Raw genomic sequence first — 16,822 nt, 5'->3', positions numbered from 1 at the left:
CGGCTGCCGTGCCGCGCGGCGATCACATTGCGTGAATCAAGTGTCCGAATACCGGACGAGCAGGCCGGACCGTCGCCCGGGTGCTCATACTCGTGACTTCCCGATCTCGCATAATGGACAGGCACGACCATGAGCCGGACACTTCACTCTCCTCCCCCGCAGGCCGAGAGCTCCCCGCAGCAGGGTTCCCCGCTGTCGAACGGACTCAAGCAGCGGCATCTTTCGATGATCGCCCTGGGCGGCGTCATCGGCGCCGGGCTCTTCGTGGGCTCCGGCGCGGGCATCGCCGCGGCCGGCCCCTCGATCGTGCTCGCGTACGCCGCGTCCGGTCTTCTCGTGATGTTCGTGATGCGGATGCTCGGCGAGATGTCCGCCGCCAATCCGGCCTCCGGCTCCTTCTCCGTCCACGCCGAGCGGGCGATCGGCCCGTGGGCCGGCTTCACCGCCGGCTGGATGTTCTGGACCCTGCTGGTCGTGGGGGTGGCGGTCGAGGCGATCGGCGCGGCCCACATCATGCAGGGCTGGTTCCCGGGCACGCCGTCCTGGATGTGGGTGCTGATCTTCATGGCGCTCTTCTGCGGCACCAATCTGGGCGCGGTCGCGAACTTCGGTGAGTTCGAGTTCTGGTTCGCCGCCCTGAAGATCGGCGCCATCGTGCTCTTCCTGGGCCTGGCCACCCTCGCGATCCTGGGCCTCCTGCCCGGCAGCGATTCCCCCGGCGGCGCGCACCTCCTCCACGACGGCGGCTTCCTGCCCAACGGCGCGGACGGACTGCTCGCCGGACTGCTGGCCTCCGTCGTCGCCTACGGCGGCCTGGAGACGGTCACCATCGCGGCCGCCGAGTCCCAGGACCCCGTGCGCGGTGTGGCCAAGGCCGTGCGCACGACGATGTGGCGGATCGGCATCGTCTACGTCGGCTCGATGCTGGTGATCGTCACGCTCATCCCGTGGAACGACAAGGCCGTCACGGAACAGGGCCCGTACGCGGCCGTGCTCGACCGCCTCGGTGTCCCGGCCGGCGGCGAGATCATGAACGTGGTCATTCTGATCGCCCTGTTGTCCGCGATGAACGCCAACATCTACGGCTCCTCCCGCATGGCGTACTCGCTGGTCGCCCGCGGCCAGGGACCCAAGGCCCTGGGGAAGGTCACCGGCGGGGTGCCCCGCCGTGCGGTGCTCGCGTCGTCCGCGTTCGGCTTCTTCGCCGTCCTGCTGTCCTTCTGGTGGCCCACCACCGTCTTCGCCTGGCTGCTGAACATGGTCGGCGGGGTCGTGCTGGTCGTGTGGGGCTTCATCGCGGCCTCGCAGGTGCTGCTGCGCCGTCGGCTGGAGCGCGAAGCACCCGAGAAGCTGGTGGTCCGGATGTGGGGCTTCCCCTATCTGACCTGGGTGACGCTGGCCGGTGTCGCCGGGGTACTGGTCCTCATGGGCCTCGATGCGGACACCCGGGTGCAGGTGTACTTCACCGGCGGCCTGGCGCTGGCCCTGGCGCTCACCGGCTACCTGCGGCAGCGGACCGCCTCGGCACGCTGAGGGTCTTCCGGACGGACCCCGCCCTCACACCCCGCTCGGCCCCGGCTTCCGCCGGGGCCGAGTCCCGTTCTCAGACGGAACGGGTGCGGGTCTCGGCTGTCTCCAGGTGCCCGGCGACCCGGTGTGCGTCACCGCGCCAGCCGCCCCGGTAGAGCTGCCGGTCACGGCCGAAGCGCGTATCGCGGAAGGAGGCGAGGACGTCGGCCGCCTCACGCAGCGTGCACCGCGTGCGGCCGAGGAGCTCGCGGACGGCGACGACGGCTTCGACACTGTGCACACCGCGCGCGGCGAGCCACTCCTCGACGGCCGCCGTCCCGCCCGCTTCCCGCTGTTCGGACAGCGCATGTGTCAGATCCTGGAAGGAAGCGGCGAGCTGCGCGTACACCCCTTCCTCCGCCGGGGCGAAGACAGGGGCGAGAGCGACGGCGAAGCGTGTCAGAAAGGCGGCCTCGTCGTCGGGGAAGCCCGGGTGGTCCTTGCGGAACTCGAACCAGTCGGCTTCGGCCGACTGGTGCAGGATGTGGCTCAGGGAGAGGGGTGAGCCCTCGGGGTACTCCCCCGCCGCGACGAGCACGCGCTGCACGAGCGCATAGGGCAGGCGGGTGTGCTCCGCGAGGAGCACGGCGTCGTAGAGATCCTTCGCCTGGGGGTGCCGGTCCGTCACCAGCCACAGGATCTTCCACGCGAGGGAGAGCTCCGGGCCCGCCGCCATGAGCACCGCGGGCGCGCCGGGGCCGCGGCGCGGGACCGTGGTGCGTACGGCCGGTGCGGGGAGCGTCTCGTTGAAGACGAAGTCGAGCTGGACCGTGCCCGGCGGGGTGCCTTCGGCGGCCGTCCAGGGCAGCACGAGACGGCGCCCGGGCACCCGGTCGTAGGTCCAGATCTCGTCGCTCACCGCTCCCGCCGCGTCGATGCGGACGGGGCCGCCGGCCTCCCTCGCGCGTTCCTCGGCCCCGCGCGCGATGCCGTCGAGCATCGCGTCCGTGCGGTCGTCCTCGATCCCCCAGGTGTCCGGGACGAGTACGAAGTCCAGGTCTCCCGGCTCGCGCGCCGCTTCCCCGAACCACGCTTTGAGCAGCACACTGCCCCGCAACACCAGGTGCTCGGCCCACGGTGAGGCGGCGACCGCGGCGAGGACGTGGTCCAGTGCGTGGCGCCGGGCCCCGCCCCACGCCCGGCCGGTGTGCGCGTCGGTGAACTGGGGCTCGCTCAGCCGCATCCCCATCGCGTGGTGGTTGGCCGCCGGATCGTACGCGGGACGCTGGAGGACACCGCGGCCGGGTACCGGGAGCAGGGTGTGCGGGAAGTCCCGGTCCGCTCGGGTCGTCTCTTCCGGCGGGAGCTGGGGGACGACCGCCGTGTCGTCCCAGGGCCCGTAGGAGAACCGCTCCCATGGTGTCGCCGTCATGCGCCTGTCCTCTCCTCGGCGATCCAGCCCGCGTCGAGTGATTCGTCGCTGTCGTGGACGACGAACTCCCGCTCCACGGACGCCACCTCGTGACCGCTCCTCCGCAGCTCGGCCACCAGCGCGTCCAGCCGCTCCCCCGCCGTGCTCCGGCCGACGAGCCGGCAGCGCTGGGTGACGAAGCGCTCGGCACGGCCGTCCGCCCGCAGTCGGCGGGCGTTGCGCGAGAGGTGGGCGGTGTGGGGGCCGGCGAGCCGCGCCGGCGCCGAGGTGTCCGCGCCCGGTGGGAGCAGCAGCTTCACGTGGTGCTCGAAGTAGTACCGCGCTCCCAGCGCGGTCGCGGCCTCGTCGGTGTCCGGCACACCGTCGGCCCACGGGGATGCCTCGATCTTCGTCCGTGTGACGTCGAAACCCGCGACCCGCAGCCGGCGGACGGCGTTCTCGACGGCTTGCCGGACCGCCGGAAGCGCTCCGGACTCCCGCAGGGTGAGCATGGGCTGGTGCGGAGTCCGCCCGCGGTCCAGCACGATGTCGACGAACGCCATGCCATGGGCGGCCGCGTACCGCTCGAGCGCTTCCCCTTCCGGTGACGGGGACGGGGACGGGGACAGTGGATGGGGCGGGGTGGCGCGGACGGTCACATGGGCCTCGAAGGCCCCGCTGAACAGCGGAGGAGCGGTTGCGTTCGGTATCACCCGGACATGATTCCAGAGCCCTGGGAGGCCGCGGTCCGGCGCCGGGCGGTCAAGAACGCGTGCCGGTGGGCAGTCCGTCGGGGGCGGTGGGACGTGGGCGCAGGGGCCAGGTGGTGTCCTTGAGTTCCGCGGCCAGTTCCGGGGCGGGGCGGGGAACGGAGCCGAAGTCGGTGTCGCTGCCCGTCTCCAGCCTGCGCACCGCGTCGGTGAGGTGGGTGGTGCTCGCCCGCCACCGCGCACCGGGCGGGTACACCGGCATACCGCCGGGCTGCGCGTCGGGGCCTTCCTCCCAGGAGGGCCGGGGGTCGGCGTCGGACACTCCGTAGCGGCTCGGGGGGGTGTCTCCCTGGACGCGGGTGGGGGCTTCGGCGCGGAAGACGTCGCTTCCTCGCGCATGGAGCCCGGTGGCCTGGGTGAACCAGTGCCGGGCCGCGTCCCGTTCGCTGTGCCGCAGGTGGTGCAGGTACAGGCAGTGGGCGGCGGTGGCGGACTCGGCGCCGGCGGCGAACTGCCACCAGAACACCGCGCCCTCCTGGCGGTCGGCGAGGTGGAGCAGGCAGGCGAAGGTCAGTGCGCCGACGGGTTCGATCCTGGCCGGGTCGTCGACCAGGAGGGCCATGGAGGCGATGGCGGAGCGGTCGTGCACGACCCTGGACGACAGCGCACCGAGTTCATCGGCCGCGCGGGCGTGGAGCGCCGTGCGCTGGCCGTGCGGCAGACCGTCGGGTGGGGTCCAGCGGCCGCCGCCGAGACCGTCGCGGATGGCGCGGGCGTGGCGGTCGAGGGCGTTGGCCCGGTCCAGGACGACGCGGGCGGCGATACGCCGGAGGGCGGCCTCCTCGTCGTAGTCCTCGAACTGCGGGGTGAGGACGTCGGCCCGGGCCAACAGCTCTCCGATCGAGACGAGTTCGTCGTGACCGCCCTTGTGACGTGTGTGCATCCTTCAGTCCTCCTCTTCCGTGGCCCAGTCGATCCGCAGGTCACGGGCCAGCCGCCGACGGGCTCCGCGCACGTGTGAGCGGACCGTGGCGGGCGACAGTCCCATGATTCCGGCGACTCGCCGCACGGGGTAGCCCAGCACGAAGTGCATGACGACGACGTCGTACTGGCGGTCGGGGAGCCGGGTGATCGCCGCGTACAGGCCCAGGGCGGATTCCAGGACGCCCAGCCGGGCCCGGGTCGCCTCCCGTACCGCGGCGAAGGCCGCCGTCTCGACGAGGGCGACGTCCCGTCCCCGGGCCGCCAGCAGTTTGGCGATCTCCTCCCGGAGGGTGGCCAGGGCGAAGGCCGGGACGCTCGGCCGGCGCAGCACCTCCCCCCAGATCAGCGCCAGTTGACCGAAGACCTCCTCCACGACCCACTCGGCATCCGCGGTGCTGCCGAGCTGGATATGGGCGTAGCGCAGGTATGCCTGGTGGTGGACGGAGAAGAAGGCAAGGAAATCAGCCGGTAACGCGGCTGACAGGTCCTCCCCCAGGACCGGGCGGGGCTGGTCAGCCATGGTGGGCCCTCCTCCGGTCCGGCGGCATGTGGTCTTTCACTGACGTGTCCCTTTCACCGGTCGGCAGCGCCACCCCCTCGGCGCCCGGGGGCCACTGGGCCCTCACTGACCAGCTAAGCGAAATCCCGGCCCGATCGTGCAGTCCATGTCAGGAACGCTTCAGAGCCGGGCGCATTCGCCTCCCCGCGCGCCCCCACCCGGCTCTCACCGCCACCGGAGCGGTGCCGGGAATACGTGTCCTTCGCCCACTTGGGCCGGTTGGACACCGGGTGCCTACGACATGGCACGAAATCACGCGAGGGAGACCCCATGCCGAACCATCCGAAATCAACCTCTGGCGGGCAGGCCGGGCGCCGCCCGCCGCCGCCGGAGCCGCAGGAGATCGAATACCGGGGCGCGGGGGTGAGGAACGCGTTCGAGGAGACGTCGTTCCTTCGTCTGTGCGGGAAGATTCCCCAACTCGTGGGCCGGATCGGGCGCATGGCGTGGGAGATCGATCCCCGGGCCGTGCTGGTCATGCTCTTCGCCCAGGTGGTGTCGGGGGTGTCCGCCGCCGTGGTCCTCGCCGCCACCGCGAAGGCGATGGTGCCGATCCTGGGCGGCGGCCTGGTGCCCGACCGGGTCCGCGACGCCCTGCCGGCGCTCGTGGTGGTCGCGGCCGCGGCCTCGACCGCCCGCCTCACCTACGCACTGGCGCAGTGGGCCGAGCAACGACTCAAACCCAGGCTCGCGACATCGGCGGACGTGGCGCTCGTGGAGGCGATGTGCTCGGTCGAGCTGTCCGCGTTCAACGACCCGGTGTTCGCCGACGAGCACGAGGCCGCCGAGTCCGGCGCGGTGCGCGTCGACCGCATGCTCTACGACGCGCAGTTGTTCATGTCCTCGCTCATCCGCCTGGTCGCCGCCGGCGGTGTGCTCACCGTGCTCCACCCCTTGATGCTGCCCGTCCTCGTCCTCGCGGTGCTGCCTGCGGGCGTGGGCGCGGTGGCGGAGGCCAAGGTCGAGTACCAGGTGCACTTCGCGACGAACTCGGGCCGCAACGTCAAAGGCATGATGCGCTGGCACGTCACCACCTCCCGGCTGGCGGACGAGGTGCGCGGCAACAGCATGCGCGCGTACCTGGTCTTCTGGTACCGCACGATGTCGGCACGCATCGACGCCAAGGTCATGGGCGCCGCGCCGCGCATGCTGCGGATCAATCTCCTCTCCTCCGCGATCGGCGGCGTGTGTCTGCTGGGCGCGTGGGCCATGCTGGTGTGGCTGACCGTCACCGGGCGGGTGTCCCTGGCCGTCTCCGCGACGGCCGTCGTCGCGGTGCGCACCGCGCTGATGGCGCTGTCGAACGTCGTGCACTACGCCACGAGCCTGTTCCAGACGACGCTGTACCTCGGGGACTGGCGGCGCTTCGTGGACAAGGCACGCTCCCTGGCTCCCCAACGCGGCGGCGCCGTGGCCCCGGTGTGCCCGGAGCGGATCCGGATCGACCAGGTGTCGTACTCCTACCCGGGCAAGACCCGCCCGGCGGTCGACGGGCTGTCGCTCACCTTGAACCGTGGGGAGGTCGTGGCGGTCGTCGGCGAGAACGGGTCGGGGAAGTCCACCCTCACGCGCCTGCTCACCGGACTGTTCACTGCGGAGAAGGGCACGGTGTGCTGGGACGGGGTGGACCTGGCCCGCGCCGATCCCGACACCGTGTGGGAGCGCACGGGCGTCGTGACGCAGTTCTTCGCGCACTGGCCGCTCTCGGTCCGGGAGAACATCACCCTCGGGCAGCCGGTGACCTGGGACGACGACCGGGTGTGGCAGACGGTCGACGAGGTCGGGATGCGCGAGGCCGTCGAGGAGCTGCCCGCCGGCCTGGACACCTTGCTCGCCCGGGAGCTGTGGGGCGGCAGTGATCTGTCCGGCGGCCAATGGCAACGCATCGCCTGCGCCCGTGCGCTGTACCGACGGCCGGCGGTGCTCGTGCTCGACGAGCCGACCAGCGAGATGGACGCCCGGGGCGAGCACAGGATCTTCCAGGAGCTGAAGAACGTGGCCGACGGCCGCATCACCATCGTCGTCACCCACCGCCTCGAGAACACCAGGATCGCCGACCGGATCATCGTGATGGAGAAGGGACGCATCACGGAGAACGGGACCTTCGACCAACTCCTCAAGGCGGGAGGGCTGTTCCAGGAGCTGTACACGCTCAGCCAGGACCGGTGACGGAGATCCCGGCCACGTCCTCCGGCCGGCCCGGGACGACCGCGCGCACCAGCCGTTCCAGGTCGGCGACAGCCGATGCGACGGGCGGAAGTGCCAGCATGTGCCGCTGAGCACGGCGTGTCCGCGCCGTGACCCGCGGGTCGTCGAGAAGCCGCGCACAGGCGGCGGCGATGTCGTCGGCCACCGGGGTCTCCCCGGGGCCGACGACCCGGCGGCCCAGCCCGAGTTGCTGAACCCGGTCGGCGTTGGCGAACTGGTCGCCGAAGCGCGGTGCCACTGCCATGGGAACACCGGCACCCACGGCTTCCCTGATGCTGTTGTATCCCCCGTGGGTGAGGAACAGCTGTGCGCAGCGCAGCAGCGGGGGCTGCGGGAAGTGGTCGACGAGGTGCACGTTGTCGTTGCGCCGGGCGGGCTCCAGGGGGATACCACCGGTGGCGACCAGGGCCGTGCAGTCCAGCCGGGACAGTGCGGCGACCGTCGCGTTCAGCAGGTCCGAGACGTCGAGCAGGTCCGCCATGGGGCGGGGGATCTCCGCTCCGGTGTGACGGAGCCGGGCCAGCATCGGCAGTACGGTGCCCACGGCGGCGATCACCAGGGGTTTGTCGGTGGGCAGCTCCGCCATCCACGGTGCCAGCGTCTCGGTGGGATCGATCTCGCTGGGCTGACGGTAGATGATGGTTTTCCGGGCGGGGTGGACGGTGAAGGAGTACCGGGGCGGCATGCAGTCCAGGCGCCCGTAGCGGTGGATGGCATGGGGGTCGGCCGCGACAGGCAGGCCCAGCCGGCCGCGGTGCTCGTTCAGCACGGGCAGCAGCCGGACCGGGTCGAGGTGATTCGCGGCGCCGGAGGGAGCCGACACATGGGGAAGGCCGAGGGCCTCGGCCACCAGGCATCCGGCGAACTCGCCACCGTCGCGGACCACCAGATCGGGGCGGAACGCACGGGCCACGGGCAGCAGCGCGGCCGCGCTGTCGGCCAGGTGCGAGCCCGCGAAGACCTCCGCCCAGGCGTGCTCGGGCTCCGTCCCCGGCCTTCGGCCCCCGGCGCCCGCCCCGCCGCGGAAGAGCCGGTCCATGTGTTCATGGGGGTCCGCCAGGACCCCGGTGGTCCGCACGGGGCCACCGGCGAAGAGGGGTGCGAGCTGTGGTGGGGCGGCGATCAGCACCTCCCTCTCCCCCGCCGCCAGTGCGGTCACCAGCGGCAGCATCGCCCGGGCGTGCGAAGGCGATCCGGTGACCGTGCAGAGAACGCGCACGAGTGGGCTCCTTTCGTACGCTTTGCCCTGTCCTCGATGGTGAATCACGTCCACCGCTACGACAAGGGCGCCCCCGACGGCGGCAGGTGCCGGGCGAAGAACGCGCACACGTGTGCGCGCACCGCGGGCACCGACCGTGCCGGGTCGATGGCGCCGACCAGCTCGATCCGGCTGTCGGCGGTCATCAGCCCGGCGGCTTGCAACTGGGGTGCCATGGCCGCGTAGTCGGTGAACACCCAGTGCGTGGCGTGGTCGAGCTGCTGTCTGCGGGTGTGTCCGCCGGGGTGGGCGAGCATGGCCGACCAGGAACGGTCGATGTCCTCGTCCCGGAAGCCGTCGGTCCCCAGCAGGAGCAGCGGCCGGTCCACCCCGTGCCGGGCGACGGGGAACAGCTCGCCGGTCCGGCCCGGCTTGGCCGGCGGATGGTTCAGATAGCCTTCCAGGTTGACCGCCGCCCTGATGCGGTGGTCCTCGTACATCGCCTCGGCCGCGGTGGTGCCTCCGGCCGAGTGGCCGTACATGCCCACCCGTCGCAGATCCAGCGCCTCGCCGAGGTTCTCCGGCAGGGCGCGTCGCTCCGCGCCCGGGCGGTGTCCGGCTGCCACGGCCTCCAGTGTGTCCAGCACGAACCGGGTGTCGGCGATCCGGGTGTCGATCGCGGTGCGGAAGAGCCCGGGATCCTTCCTGGGGTCCGTCCGGAAGACCGTCGGGCGGACCTTCTTCCTGTGTCGCGTCCCTCTCGGGAAGTCCACCTCGCTCGCATCGCCGGGGTGATCGATGGTCACCACCACATAGCCCCGGCTCGCCAGTTCCTCGGCGGTCCCGGTGCCCAGGGTGCGCGGATCGCCGCCGCCAGGGCTGTAGAGCAGCACCGGTCGCCGCACCGGTCGCGCGGGCGCGCCCGTGTGCGCGTGGGTCGTGGTGGCCGCCCAGTTCACCCCGGCCTTCGGCAGTCCCTGGTGCATGGCGGGGTCGATCACCGCGAACAGCTCCGCGGCGTCCTGGGTCATCTGTCGTGCGACCGGGTAGCCGCGCACGGTGCGGGCCGGGTAGAAGACGCTGACCATCACTTCCCGGACGGGGAGGGTGGCATCCCACGGGTCGCGCCTGGAGTGATCGACCAGGTGCAGCGTGGTGGTGCCGATCCGGTGCGGGCCGGTCGGCGCCGGCAGCCGTACGGTGAAGCCCTCCGCGGTGTGGGCCCGTGCGATGCCGCCGCTGCCGGTGAGCAGCAGTCCGGCGGCCAGCACGGCCGATTTCGTAACGATCCGCCGGCCCACGGCGGCGGCCCTCTCCTCACCACCTGCTCGGTTCATCCGCTCGCTGCCGTCGCGGTGTTGACGGAACATGGCTCTCCCTTGTGTCCCTGTGACGCGTGTCCTTGCGTCGTCCGGCGGCCCCCTGAGTGAATGACCGGGGGCTTGACGGGGATGCTGGCACCCGGCGGGGAGGGCGGGCGAGGGTTGAGGCCCTGGCCGAAACGATGGCGCAGCGCCGCGAGGGAGAGTAGTGATCCGGATCCGCTTCACGGCCGCCGATTTCGCCCGGGTCCGGCTCGCGCCCCGGCCGGCTCCGTTGCAGGAGCTGAACGCGGCACTCGCCATGATGTGCCGTCGCGACGACGAGCTGCTCTTCGGCCGCTGGAGACAACGGCTGCTCCGTTCCCTGCCCGGCGCCGTCGAGCCACTGGCGGACCTGGTCCCCGCGGCGGAGGCGCCCCGGTTCCTCGATGTGTTCAGCGACGACCTGAAGGAGGGCCTGGACACCGTCCGGGCCGCGCACCCCGGCCTGGTCCGCTCCGAGATCGAGCGGGTGTACGCCACGTCCCCGTCCCCGGCTCCGTTGTGGATCCGCGATCTGCACCGTGGTGACGCCGACGCCTGGCGGCGTCTTCGCCGCGCCCAGCAGGCTGCCTTCGAAGCGGTGCTGCGCCCGGTGTGGCCGTTGGTCCAGGACCTGCACCAGGCGGAGTTCACCCGTCATGCCCTGACCGTGGCCGAGCACGGCGTCGGCGCCGCGCTCCGCGCGCTCGTGCCCGGCAGCCGACTGGACCAGGATGTCTGGGAGTTCGAGGGCCGCGGTCAGGAGGACACCGAACTCCGGGGGCGTGGCTTGCTGCTGCTGCCCACCTTCCACTGGACGGGCCGGCCCATCGCCGCCGACCTGCCCGGTCATCCCCTGGCCCTGACCTACCCGGCGGGGCCGGGCCTGCCGCTCCCGGCGACGGGTGCCGCGGACAGAGCGGACGCGCTGGCGGGGGTGCTCGGGCGCACCCGCGTCGAGATGCTGCTGCTGTTGGCGGAGGAGCACACCACGAGCACGCTGGCCCGGCGGGTGGGCGTCAGCAATGCCACCGTTTCGGCCCACACCGCGGCGCTGCGTGGTGCGGGGCTGATCACCACGGTCCGCTCCGGGCGGGCGGTGCTGCACCGGCGCACCGACCTGGGGAGCTTGCTCGTCCGGCGGCACGGGGGAAGCTGACGGGCGAACGGCCTGACGGCACGTCACCGCGGCCCTTCCGAGGATCACCGGTGACGTGAGGGTGCGTACCGTGGTCCCATGCCTTCACTCCAGCGCCTTCGCGCGGACCACGCCCCGGCCCTGCTCGCCTTCGAGCAGGAGAACCGGGCCTATTTCGCCGCCTCGGTCCCGGACCGTGGTGACGACTACTTCACTCACTTCACCGCACGGCACAGCAGTCTGCTCGCGGAGCAGGACGCCGGACTGATCCACTTCCATGTGCTGGTGGACGACAGCGGGGAGGTGCTGGGGCGGATCAATCTGGTCGATGTGGCGGACGGTTCCGCCGAACTCGGGTACCGGATCGCCGAGAAGGCCGCCGGTCGAGGTCTGGCCACGTCCGCCGTCCTGCAGGCATGCGCCCTGGCCGCCACCGCGTACGGTCTGACCACACTGCGGGCCGCCACGACGCTCGACAACGCCGGCTCACGCGCCGTACTGGCCCGCACCGGGTTCGTGCCCACCGGCGAGGTCCTGCTCGGCGGCCACCCGGGGATCTCCTACACCCGGGACCTCGGCGAGGTCCGCCAGGGGGTCGCCGGACAGTCGCGCGCCCACGCACAGTGGGCCCCGCCGCAAGCGGGGCCCACAGGCAGGAGTCGGGACGGTCAGGTGCGGTAGGCGAAGTAGACCGAGCCGGGGTTGGAGGCCACGATGCTCGCCACCGACTTCCGGTACGTGTTGGTCGAGTGGTAAGTCAGGTACGGGACACCGCTCCTGCTCCGGTAGGTGGTCATCATGGAGTGGTCCTTCGAGCCGTCCCGCTCGAAGTCCATCTGCAGGATGTCACCGACCTCCATCTGGTACACGTTGGACAGATTGGTCGCGCGCTTGGCGGAGAGGGTGAACCAGGCCCACTCGTTGGCACCCACCCAGGATATGGTCTGGTTCGAGGAGTTGTACCACCAGTTGCGGTAGTCCGAGTACGTGCCGGAGTCGTTCTTCCAGCCGCCCGCCTTCAGGGCCTGGCTGATGAAGTTGGTGCAGTCACCGCCGGCGTCGTTGAACTTGCGGTAGGCGGGGTTGTAGTTCTTCCAGTACTTCTCCGCGTAGGCCGCCATGGCCGCGTAGTCGTAACCGGGGGTTCCCGTCTTCCGCACCGACCGCGCCGGCCAGGACGTCGAGGCGGGGGTGCTCTTGGGCGGAGCTCCCGCGCTCGCCACGGCAGCCGTCACGGGCTGGTTGACCGCCCGGGGGCCCTCGTCCGTGGGCTTGATGCCCGTCAGTTCCCACTTGCCGCCCGACGTGACGGCGAAGTTCATCTCGTGGTGGGCCTGGAAACCGGTCGTCGCCGGCTCGTCACCACGGATCTTCTTGTAGGTGAGCGTCGTGGTCTCGGTGACCTGGACGGTGGCCCGCCCGTTCTTGACGCGCGGCTTGCCCGTGGTGACCTTGGTGTCGGCGGCGGTGTACGCCTCACCCAGGCCGGCGAGCCGGGACTTGCGGGTGCGGAGCGAGGACAGCGCGCTGTCCTCCGCCCGTGCGAGGCCGGCCGACAGGCGCACCTTGCTGTCGGAGACCAGCGGCGCCCGTCGCACCGACCGGGTGTCCAGCAGCGCCGCCGTGCGCTCGGTCAGCACGGCGTCGGCGATGCGGCCGAAGGACGCGGCCGTGTCGCTGTCCGGCGTGCTTCCCGCCGCCGCGTTCGCCGCGGAGGCGGGCAGGAGCACGGCCGACACGGCCACCGTCAGTACCGCACCGACCGCGGATCTGAACGTCGATGGATTCACTGTGTTTCCCCTTGTCACCCCGTCCGGACGGACCGGGGGACGGCATCTTCGCACGAAGTTCCGCTTTTCGTATATGTGATCGTTTCACGGTTTGGCCACACCATCAATGGCCTGTGACTTCCGTGCGAACGGGGCCGGCGTCAGCGGTTCCGGCCCCGTTCCGCCCCTCGTCCCACCGGCGGAACGGCGATGTGGCCCGCGCCACATCAGCCGTGTCGTACCGCCGGTCAGATCCGGTCGGCGGCGATGAGGAGGTAGTGGAAGCTGCCTTCGCGGTACGCGGTCAGGAACGGGTCCTCGACGCCGGTGGCGAGGGAGGACTGGGCGCGCAGCTCCCAGTACGGGATCGTGGCGGCCGTGAGGTCGACGACGTTGATGGGCACGAGGCCGTTGGCGGCCATGGCCTTGAAGTAGGCGCTGCGCGGGTGGATGTTGCAGGTGTAGTGCTCGTCGATGCGGCTGACCGCCTTGGAGCGCAGACCCGTGACGTCGTTGGAGCAGCCGGTGATGGTGACGTAGCGACCGCCGTAGGCCAGCTGGCGGGCGTGCTCGGCGAAGAGTTCGTGCAGGTCCACGTACATGGTGGACTCGTTGTTCCAGATGCCCTGGAAGGCGCCGGTGGGCAGCCCGGTGTCCAGCATGTTGCGGAAGTGGTAGCGGACCTTGTCGTCCACGCCCCGCTTGCGGGCCTGGTCGTTGGCGAAGTCGACCTGGGCCTGCGAGATGGAGACGCCGTCGGCCCGGCAGCCGAAGCGGGCGTTGGCCATGATGCTGGTGCCGCCGCGGCCGCAGCCGGCGTCCAGGAGCCGCTGGTCGGGGGTGATGGGGCCCAGGTGGTCGAGGAGGACGTCGGCCTGGGCCGACTCCAGCCGGTGCAGCTCCTCGATGATGCGCTCGTCCCGGGTCTCCTGCGGGCCCTCCAGGACGGCGGGGTCGTAGTCGCCGAGGCCGTAGTGGTGGTGGTAGAGACCGTCGACGTCGCCCAGGCGCAGGTTGACCGGGTCCTTCTCGTTGTTCCAGTACTCCGCGACGGACTTCTGGTAGGCGGTGCGCAGGACGCCGGCGGGGGCGGGCGTGGTCGTCATGGGTTGCTCCTTGGACGTGCGGAAAAATGTGTGCGGTGATGAAGAAGGGCGGGGCTCACGCGCCGTTGTAGCGGGGGCTGCCGCTGTGCCATGCGCGGTTGCCGCCGAGCCAGGCCCACACGCCCGCGAGGAACCGGCGCAGCTCGGGCGATCCGATGAGGACGAGGGCCGCGGCCTCCGCCTCGAAGGCGCGCACCAGCTCGTCGTGGATCTCCACGCTCCGCTCGATCGCCTCGCGCGTCGAGCAGCGCTCCTCCTCGGCGATCACGAGGGGCAGGTTGAACTCCACGTCGGAGGAGTGGTGTTCCTTCGTCATCGAGTACAGGTCGTTGACGAGCGTCGAGGCCGTCGCGGCCGTCGTCACGGCGCGGCGCACCCGGGGGTCGGCGTATTCGGTGGCGGACAGCGCGTAGCCGCCGACCACGTCGGTCAGGGCGATGCAGGGGAGGAAGCTGTTGATCTGACGGTGAGCCAGGTATTCGTGGACGCTGGGCATGTGGCCGCGGGACCGCCAGGAGCCTTCCTGGCCGTAGCCGACGAAGAGAACGGCGACCTCGTGCCGCAACCGGGCCACCTGCGACGGCTCCGCGTACCGGCCCAGGTGCGCCAGGCCCGAGCGCAGGGCGACGCGTACGGGGTCGCTCCCCATGTCCCTTTCCCACGCGGACGCGTACCGGGACGGGAGGTGGGCGGGGTCGAGGGCGGCGTAGGCGAGCCCGAGGTGCGAGCCGAGGAGTTCCGGCCTGGAGCCCACGGTCGTGTCGTCGCAGTAGTAGTCGTCCGTGGCCCATTCCGCCAGCGCGCACTTTCCCGCGGCGAGCAGCCGGTCCGGCTCGTCGGTGTCGGGGTGGGCCAGCATCATCAGACGCCCGAAGTCGGCCGCGCGGACGCGGTCGAGGCGGCCCGCGTAGATGCCGACCTCGTCGGCCCACTCCACCAGGCGGTCGTTGACCTCCTGGCCGAGCGCCGGGTCGTCCCGGAGCACGGGCGGGCAGTACAGCTCCGGGACACCGCCGCCGCGCTCGCCCCGGCCGTCGTGGAGAGCCTCGGCCGTTTTCCTGACGGCGAGACGGGCGGCGGAGGTGCCCAGTCCCGTCGGCCCGGAGGGCAGGGCGGTGCCCGCCGGGCGGGGGGCGGCGGTTCCGGGCAGTGTCCTCGGCGCCGGACGGCGGATGCCCTGGTGGTGGGTGAGCAGCGTGGCCGCCAGCCGCGCCACGTCGTGGCGGGCCGTGGGCGCGGTGATCCGGGACAGCAGTGACACGGGTCCTTCTCTCCGTTCCGGGGGTGGTGCCCGTCAGGACGGGGTGTGGAAGACCTCGACGTTCTCGAGGACGCCGACCGCGTCGGGGACGAGCACGGCCGCCGAGTAGTAGGTGCTGACGAGGTAGGAGATGAGGGCCTGGTCGTTGATGCCCATGAACCGTACGTTCAGGCCGGGCTCGTACTCGTCGGGGATCCCGGTCTGCCGCAGGCCGATCACTCCTTGTTCGGCCTCGCCCAGGCGCATGGCGAGGATGGCGGAGGTGCCCGCGTCCGAGACGGGGATCTTGCCGCAGGGCAGGATCGGCACACCCCGCCAGGCGGGAACCGGGTGGCCGCCCACGTCGGCGCTGTCGAAGGACAGCCCGCGCTTGTTGCACTCGCGGGCGAGGGCGGAGACGGCCCGGGGGTGGGCGAAGAACGCCTTGGTCCCCCGCCGCATGCTCAGCAGCTCGTCCATGTCGTCGGGGGTGGGCGGGCCGGAGTGGGTGGAGATGCGCTGGCTGTGGTCGGCGTTGTGCAGCAGGCCGAAGTCGGGGTTGTTGACCAGCTCGGACTCCTGGCGCTCGCGCAGCGCCTCGATGGTCAGCCGCAGCTGCTGCTCGACCTGGTCCATCGGGTCGTTGTAGAGGTCGGCGACCCGGCTGTGCACCCGCAGGATCGTCTGGGCCACGCTCAGCTCGTACTCGCGGGGGGCGAGTTCGTAGTCGACGAAGGTGCCCGGCAACACCGGCTCGCCGGCGTGGCCGGACGCGAGGGCGATGTCGGCCTCGCCCTTCCTGTTCCGCGGCCGTGCCTTCTCGGCCTCGCGCCGGCGGACATGGGCCCGCAGTCGCTCGTTGCGGCCGGCCACCTCCTCGTACGCGGCCCGGGGCAGGGCCAGGACGGTGCACGCCGTCATCGCGCGGGCCGTGAATTCCCACGCTCCCGGCTCCTCGGCCACCGTCTGCGCGCCGAAGAAGCCTCCGTCGGCCAGCACCCCGCTGCGGGTCTCCTCGCCGTGCGCTCCCGTGCCGACCTTCTCCACCTTGCCGCGCGCGATGAGATAGACGTGGTCGACGGCCTCGCCCCGCTCGGCGATCACCTGGCCGGGTGCGTACTCCTGCTGCCGGCAGCGCTCAGCCAGTGCCCGCAGCGCCCCGTCGTCGTGGAACCCGCGCAGCAGCGGCAGTTCCCCCAGCTCCGCGGGGACGACCCGGACCGTGGCCCCGTCCTGGACGAAGGTGACCCGGCCGTCTCCGACCTCGTACACCAGGCGCCGGTTGACCCGGTAGGTGCCGCCCTTCACCTCCACCCAGGGCAGCATGCGCAGCAGCCACCTCGAGCTGATGCCCTGCGTCTGCGGGACGCTCTTGGTGGTGGTGGCCAGGTTCCGCGCGGCGGCGATCCCCAGGCTGAGCTGGGCCCGGCCCTCTCGCGGTGCGGGCTGCTCCGGCTGCTGCCGGTGCGCTGCGGTCGACATCCCGGTTCCTTCCCTCTGTACGCACGCGTCAAGAGGGAGCCCCCGAAATCGCCCGATCGGGCGATGAGGAGCTCCCGCCGGGCAAGTGAAGCAGCGCTTAATGATGTTGGTCGAAAACACCGGGGGCGGACCAGCGAATTTGCGCCAGTGAACGGATGCGGCCTC

14 protein-coding genes are annotated in these 16,822 nt (G+C 71.5%); 4 read left to right on the top strand and 10 right to left on the bottom strand.

Going from position 1 to position 16,822, the window contains the following annotated elements:
• The first annotated feature begins 129 nt into the window (after positions 1-129).
• A complete protein-coding gene (locus JO379_RS32320; RefSeq protein ID WP_130880562.1) occupies positions 130-1,533 on the top strand; it encodes an amino acid permease in 1,404 nt (467 codons plus the stop codon).
• 70 nt (positions 1,534-1,603) lie between these two features.
• On the opposite strand, the gene JO379_RS32315 is transcribed toward JO379_RS32320, so the two are convergent.
• Genes JO379_RS32315 through JO379_RS33800 form a run of 4 tightly spaced genes read right to left on the bottom strand, consistent with a single transcriptional unit; the run spans position 1,604 to position 5,134 of the window.
• Positions 1,604-2,941: a nucleotidyl transferase AbiEii/AbiGii toxin family protein gene (locus tag JO379_RS32315; RefSeq protein ID WP_209518293.1), complete on the bottom strand. Its 1,338-nt coding sequence runs from the start codon at positions 2,939-2,941 to the stop codon at positions 1,604-1,606.
• The gene (locus JO379_RS32310) at positions 2,938-3,633 is read right to left on the bottom strand and encodes a hypothetical protein (protein WP_307842202.1); all 696 of its coding nucleotides are present in this window, start codon (positions 3,631-3,633) and stop codon (positions 2,938-2,940) included. The genes JO379_RS32315 and JO379_RS32310 overlap by 4 nt, the downstream gene beginning before the upstream one ends.
• 49 nt (positions 3,634-3,682) lie before the next feature.
• Complete coding sequence (locus tag JO379_RS32305) at positions 3,683-4,573, bottom strand: hypothetical protein (protein WP_130880560.1); 891 nt, start codon at positions 4,571-4,573, stop codon at positions 3,683-3,685.
• A gap of 3 nt (positions 4,574-4,576) precedes the next feature.
• Positions 4,577-5,134, bottom strand: a complete 558-nt coding sequence (locus JO379_RS33800) for an RNA polymerase sigma factor (RefSeq protein WP_130880559.1) — start codon at positions 5,132-5,134, stop codon at positions 4,577-4,579.
• Between the two features lie 309 nt (positions 5,135-5,443).
• Here JO379_RS33800 and JO379_RS32295 point away from each other — a divergent pair, with 309 nt between their 5' ends.
• Entirely contained in the window at positions 5,444-7,342 is a 1,899-nt protein-coding gene (locus tag JO379_RS32295) for an ABC transporter ATP-binding protein (protein WP_209518290.1), read from the top strand.
• Here the strand turns inward: JO379_RS32295 and JO379_RS32290 are convergent.
• On the bottom strand, positions 7,326-8,600 hold the full coding sequence (locus tag JO379_RS32290; RefSeq protein WP_130880557.1) for a glycosyltransferase: 1,275 nt from the start codon (positions 8,598-8,600) through the stop codon (positions 7,326-7,328). The two genes, JO379_RS32295 and JO379_RS32290, sit on opposite strands and share 17 nt — an antisense overlap.
• Positions 8,601-8,656: 56 nt before the next feature.
• Positions 8,657-9,949, bottom strand: a complete 1,293-nt coding sequence (locus tag JO379_RS32285; protein WP_245381609.1) for an alpha/beta hydrolase family protein — start codon at positions 9,947-9,949, stop codon at positions 8,657-8,659.
• Between the two features lie 160 nt (positions 9,950-10,109).
• Here JO379_RS32285 and JO379_RS32280 point away from each other — a divergent pair, with 160 nt between their 5' ends.
• Positions 10,110-11,081 carry an ArsR/SmtB family transcription factor gene (locus tag JO379_RS32280; RefSeq protein ID WP_209518289.1) on the top strand — a complete coding sequence of 324 codons (972 nt, stop codon included), beginning with the start codon at positions 10,110-10,112 and terminating at the stop codon, positions 11,079-11,081.
• A gap of 78 nt (positions 11,082-11,159) precedes the next feature.
• A complete protein-coding gene (locus tag JO379_RS32275) occupies positions 11,160-11,741 on the top strand; it encodes a GNAT family N-acetyltransferase (RefSeq protein WP_209518287.1) in 582 nt (193 codons plus the stop codon).
• On the opposite strand, the gene JO379_RS32270 is transcribed toward JO379_RS32275, so the two are convergent.
• The 4 genes from JO379_RS32270 to JO379_RS32255 form a co-directional block, all read right to left on the bottom strand.
• A complete protein-coding gene (locus JO379_RS32270; protein WP_130880554.1) occupies positions 11,729-12,850 on the bottom strand; it encodes an amidase domain-containing protein in 1,122 nt (373 codons plus the stop codon). The two genes, JO379_RS32275 and JO379_RS32270, sit on opposite strands and share 13 nt — an antisense overlap.
• A 227-nt stretch (positions 12,851-13,077) precedes the next feature.
• A complete protein-coding gene (locus tag JO379_RS32265; protein ID WP_130880553.1) occupies positions 13,078-13,935 on the bottom strand; it encodes a geranyl diphosphate 2-C-methyltransferase in 858 nt (285 codons plus the stop codon).
• 55 nt (positions 13,936-13,990) lie between these two features.
• Positions 13,991-15,196 (bottom strand): family 2 encapsulin nanocompartment cargo protein terpene cyclase, encoded by a 1,206-nt coding sequence (locus JO379_RS32260; RefSeq protein WP_307842201.1) that lies wholly within the window; start codon positions 15,194-15,196, stop codon positions 13,991-13,993.
• A gap of 33 nt (positions 15,197-15,229) precedes the next feature.
• Positions 15,230-16,657, bottom strand: a complete 1,428-nt coding sequence (locus JO379_RS32255) for a family 2B encapsulin nanocompartment shell protein (RefSeq protein WP_209518285.1) — start codon at positions 16,655-16,657, stop codon at positions 15,230-15,232.
• Positions 16,658-16,822 lie beyond the last annotated feature (165 nt).

This window comes from Streptomyces syringium (assembly GCF_017876625.1).
Lineage (GTDB): Bacteria > Actinomycetota > Actinomycetes > Streptomycetales > Streptomycetaceae > Streptomyces > Streptomyces syringius.
Note: the sequence above shows the minus strand (reverse complement) of the source record. Positions and strands in the feature narration are given on the sequence as shown.

What these genes read in the sequence shown, in the direction of transcription:
- JO379_RS32295 (WP_209518290.1), top strand. Translation starts at nt 5,444, where the DNA reads ATGCCGAACCATCCGAAATCAACCTCTGGCGGGCAGGCCGGGCGCCGC.
- JO379_RS32255 (WP_209518285.1), bottom strand. Translation starts at nt 16,657, where the DNA reads ATGTCGACCGCAGCGCACCGGCAGCAGCCGGAGCAGCCCGCACCGCGA.
- JO379_RS32285 (WP_245381609.1), bottom strand. Translation starts at nt 9,949, where the DNA reads ATGTTCCGTCAACACCGCGACGGCAGCGAGCGGATGAACCGAGCAGGT.
- JO379_RS32275 (WP_209518287.1), top strand. Translation starts at nt 11,160, where the DNA reads ATGCCTTCACTCCAGCGCCTTCGCGCGGACCACGCCCCGGCCCTGCTC.
- JO379_RS32320 (WP_130880562.1), top strand. Translation starts at nt 130, where the DNA reads ATGAGCCGGACACTTCACTCTCCTCCCCCGCAGGCCGAGAGCTCCCCG.
- JO379_RS32315 (WP_209518293.1), bottom strand. Translation starts at nt 2,941, where the DNA reads ATGACGGCGACACCATGGGAGCGGTTCTCCTACGGGCCCTGGGACGAC.
- JO379_RS32265 (WP_130880553.1), bottom strand. Translation starts at nt 13,935, where the DNA reads ATGACGACCACGCCCGCCCCCGCCGGCGTCCTGCGCACCGCCTACCAG.
- JO379_RS33800 (WP_130880559.1), bottom strand. Translation starts at nt 5,134, where the DNA reads ATGGCTGACCAGCCCCGCCCGGTCCTGGGGGAGGACCTGTCAGCCGCG.
- JO379_RS32305 (WP_130880560.1), bottom strand. Translation starts at nt 4,573, where the DNA reads ATGCACACACGTCACAAGGGCGGTCACGACGAACTCGTCTCGATCGGA.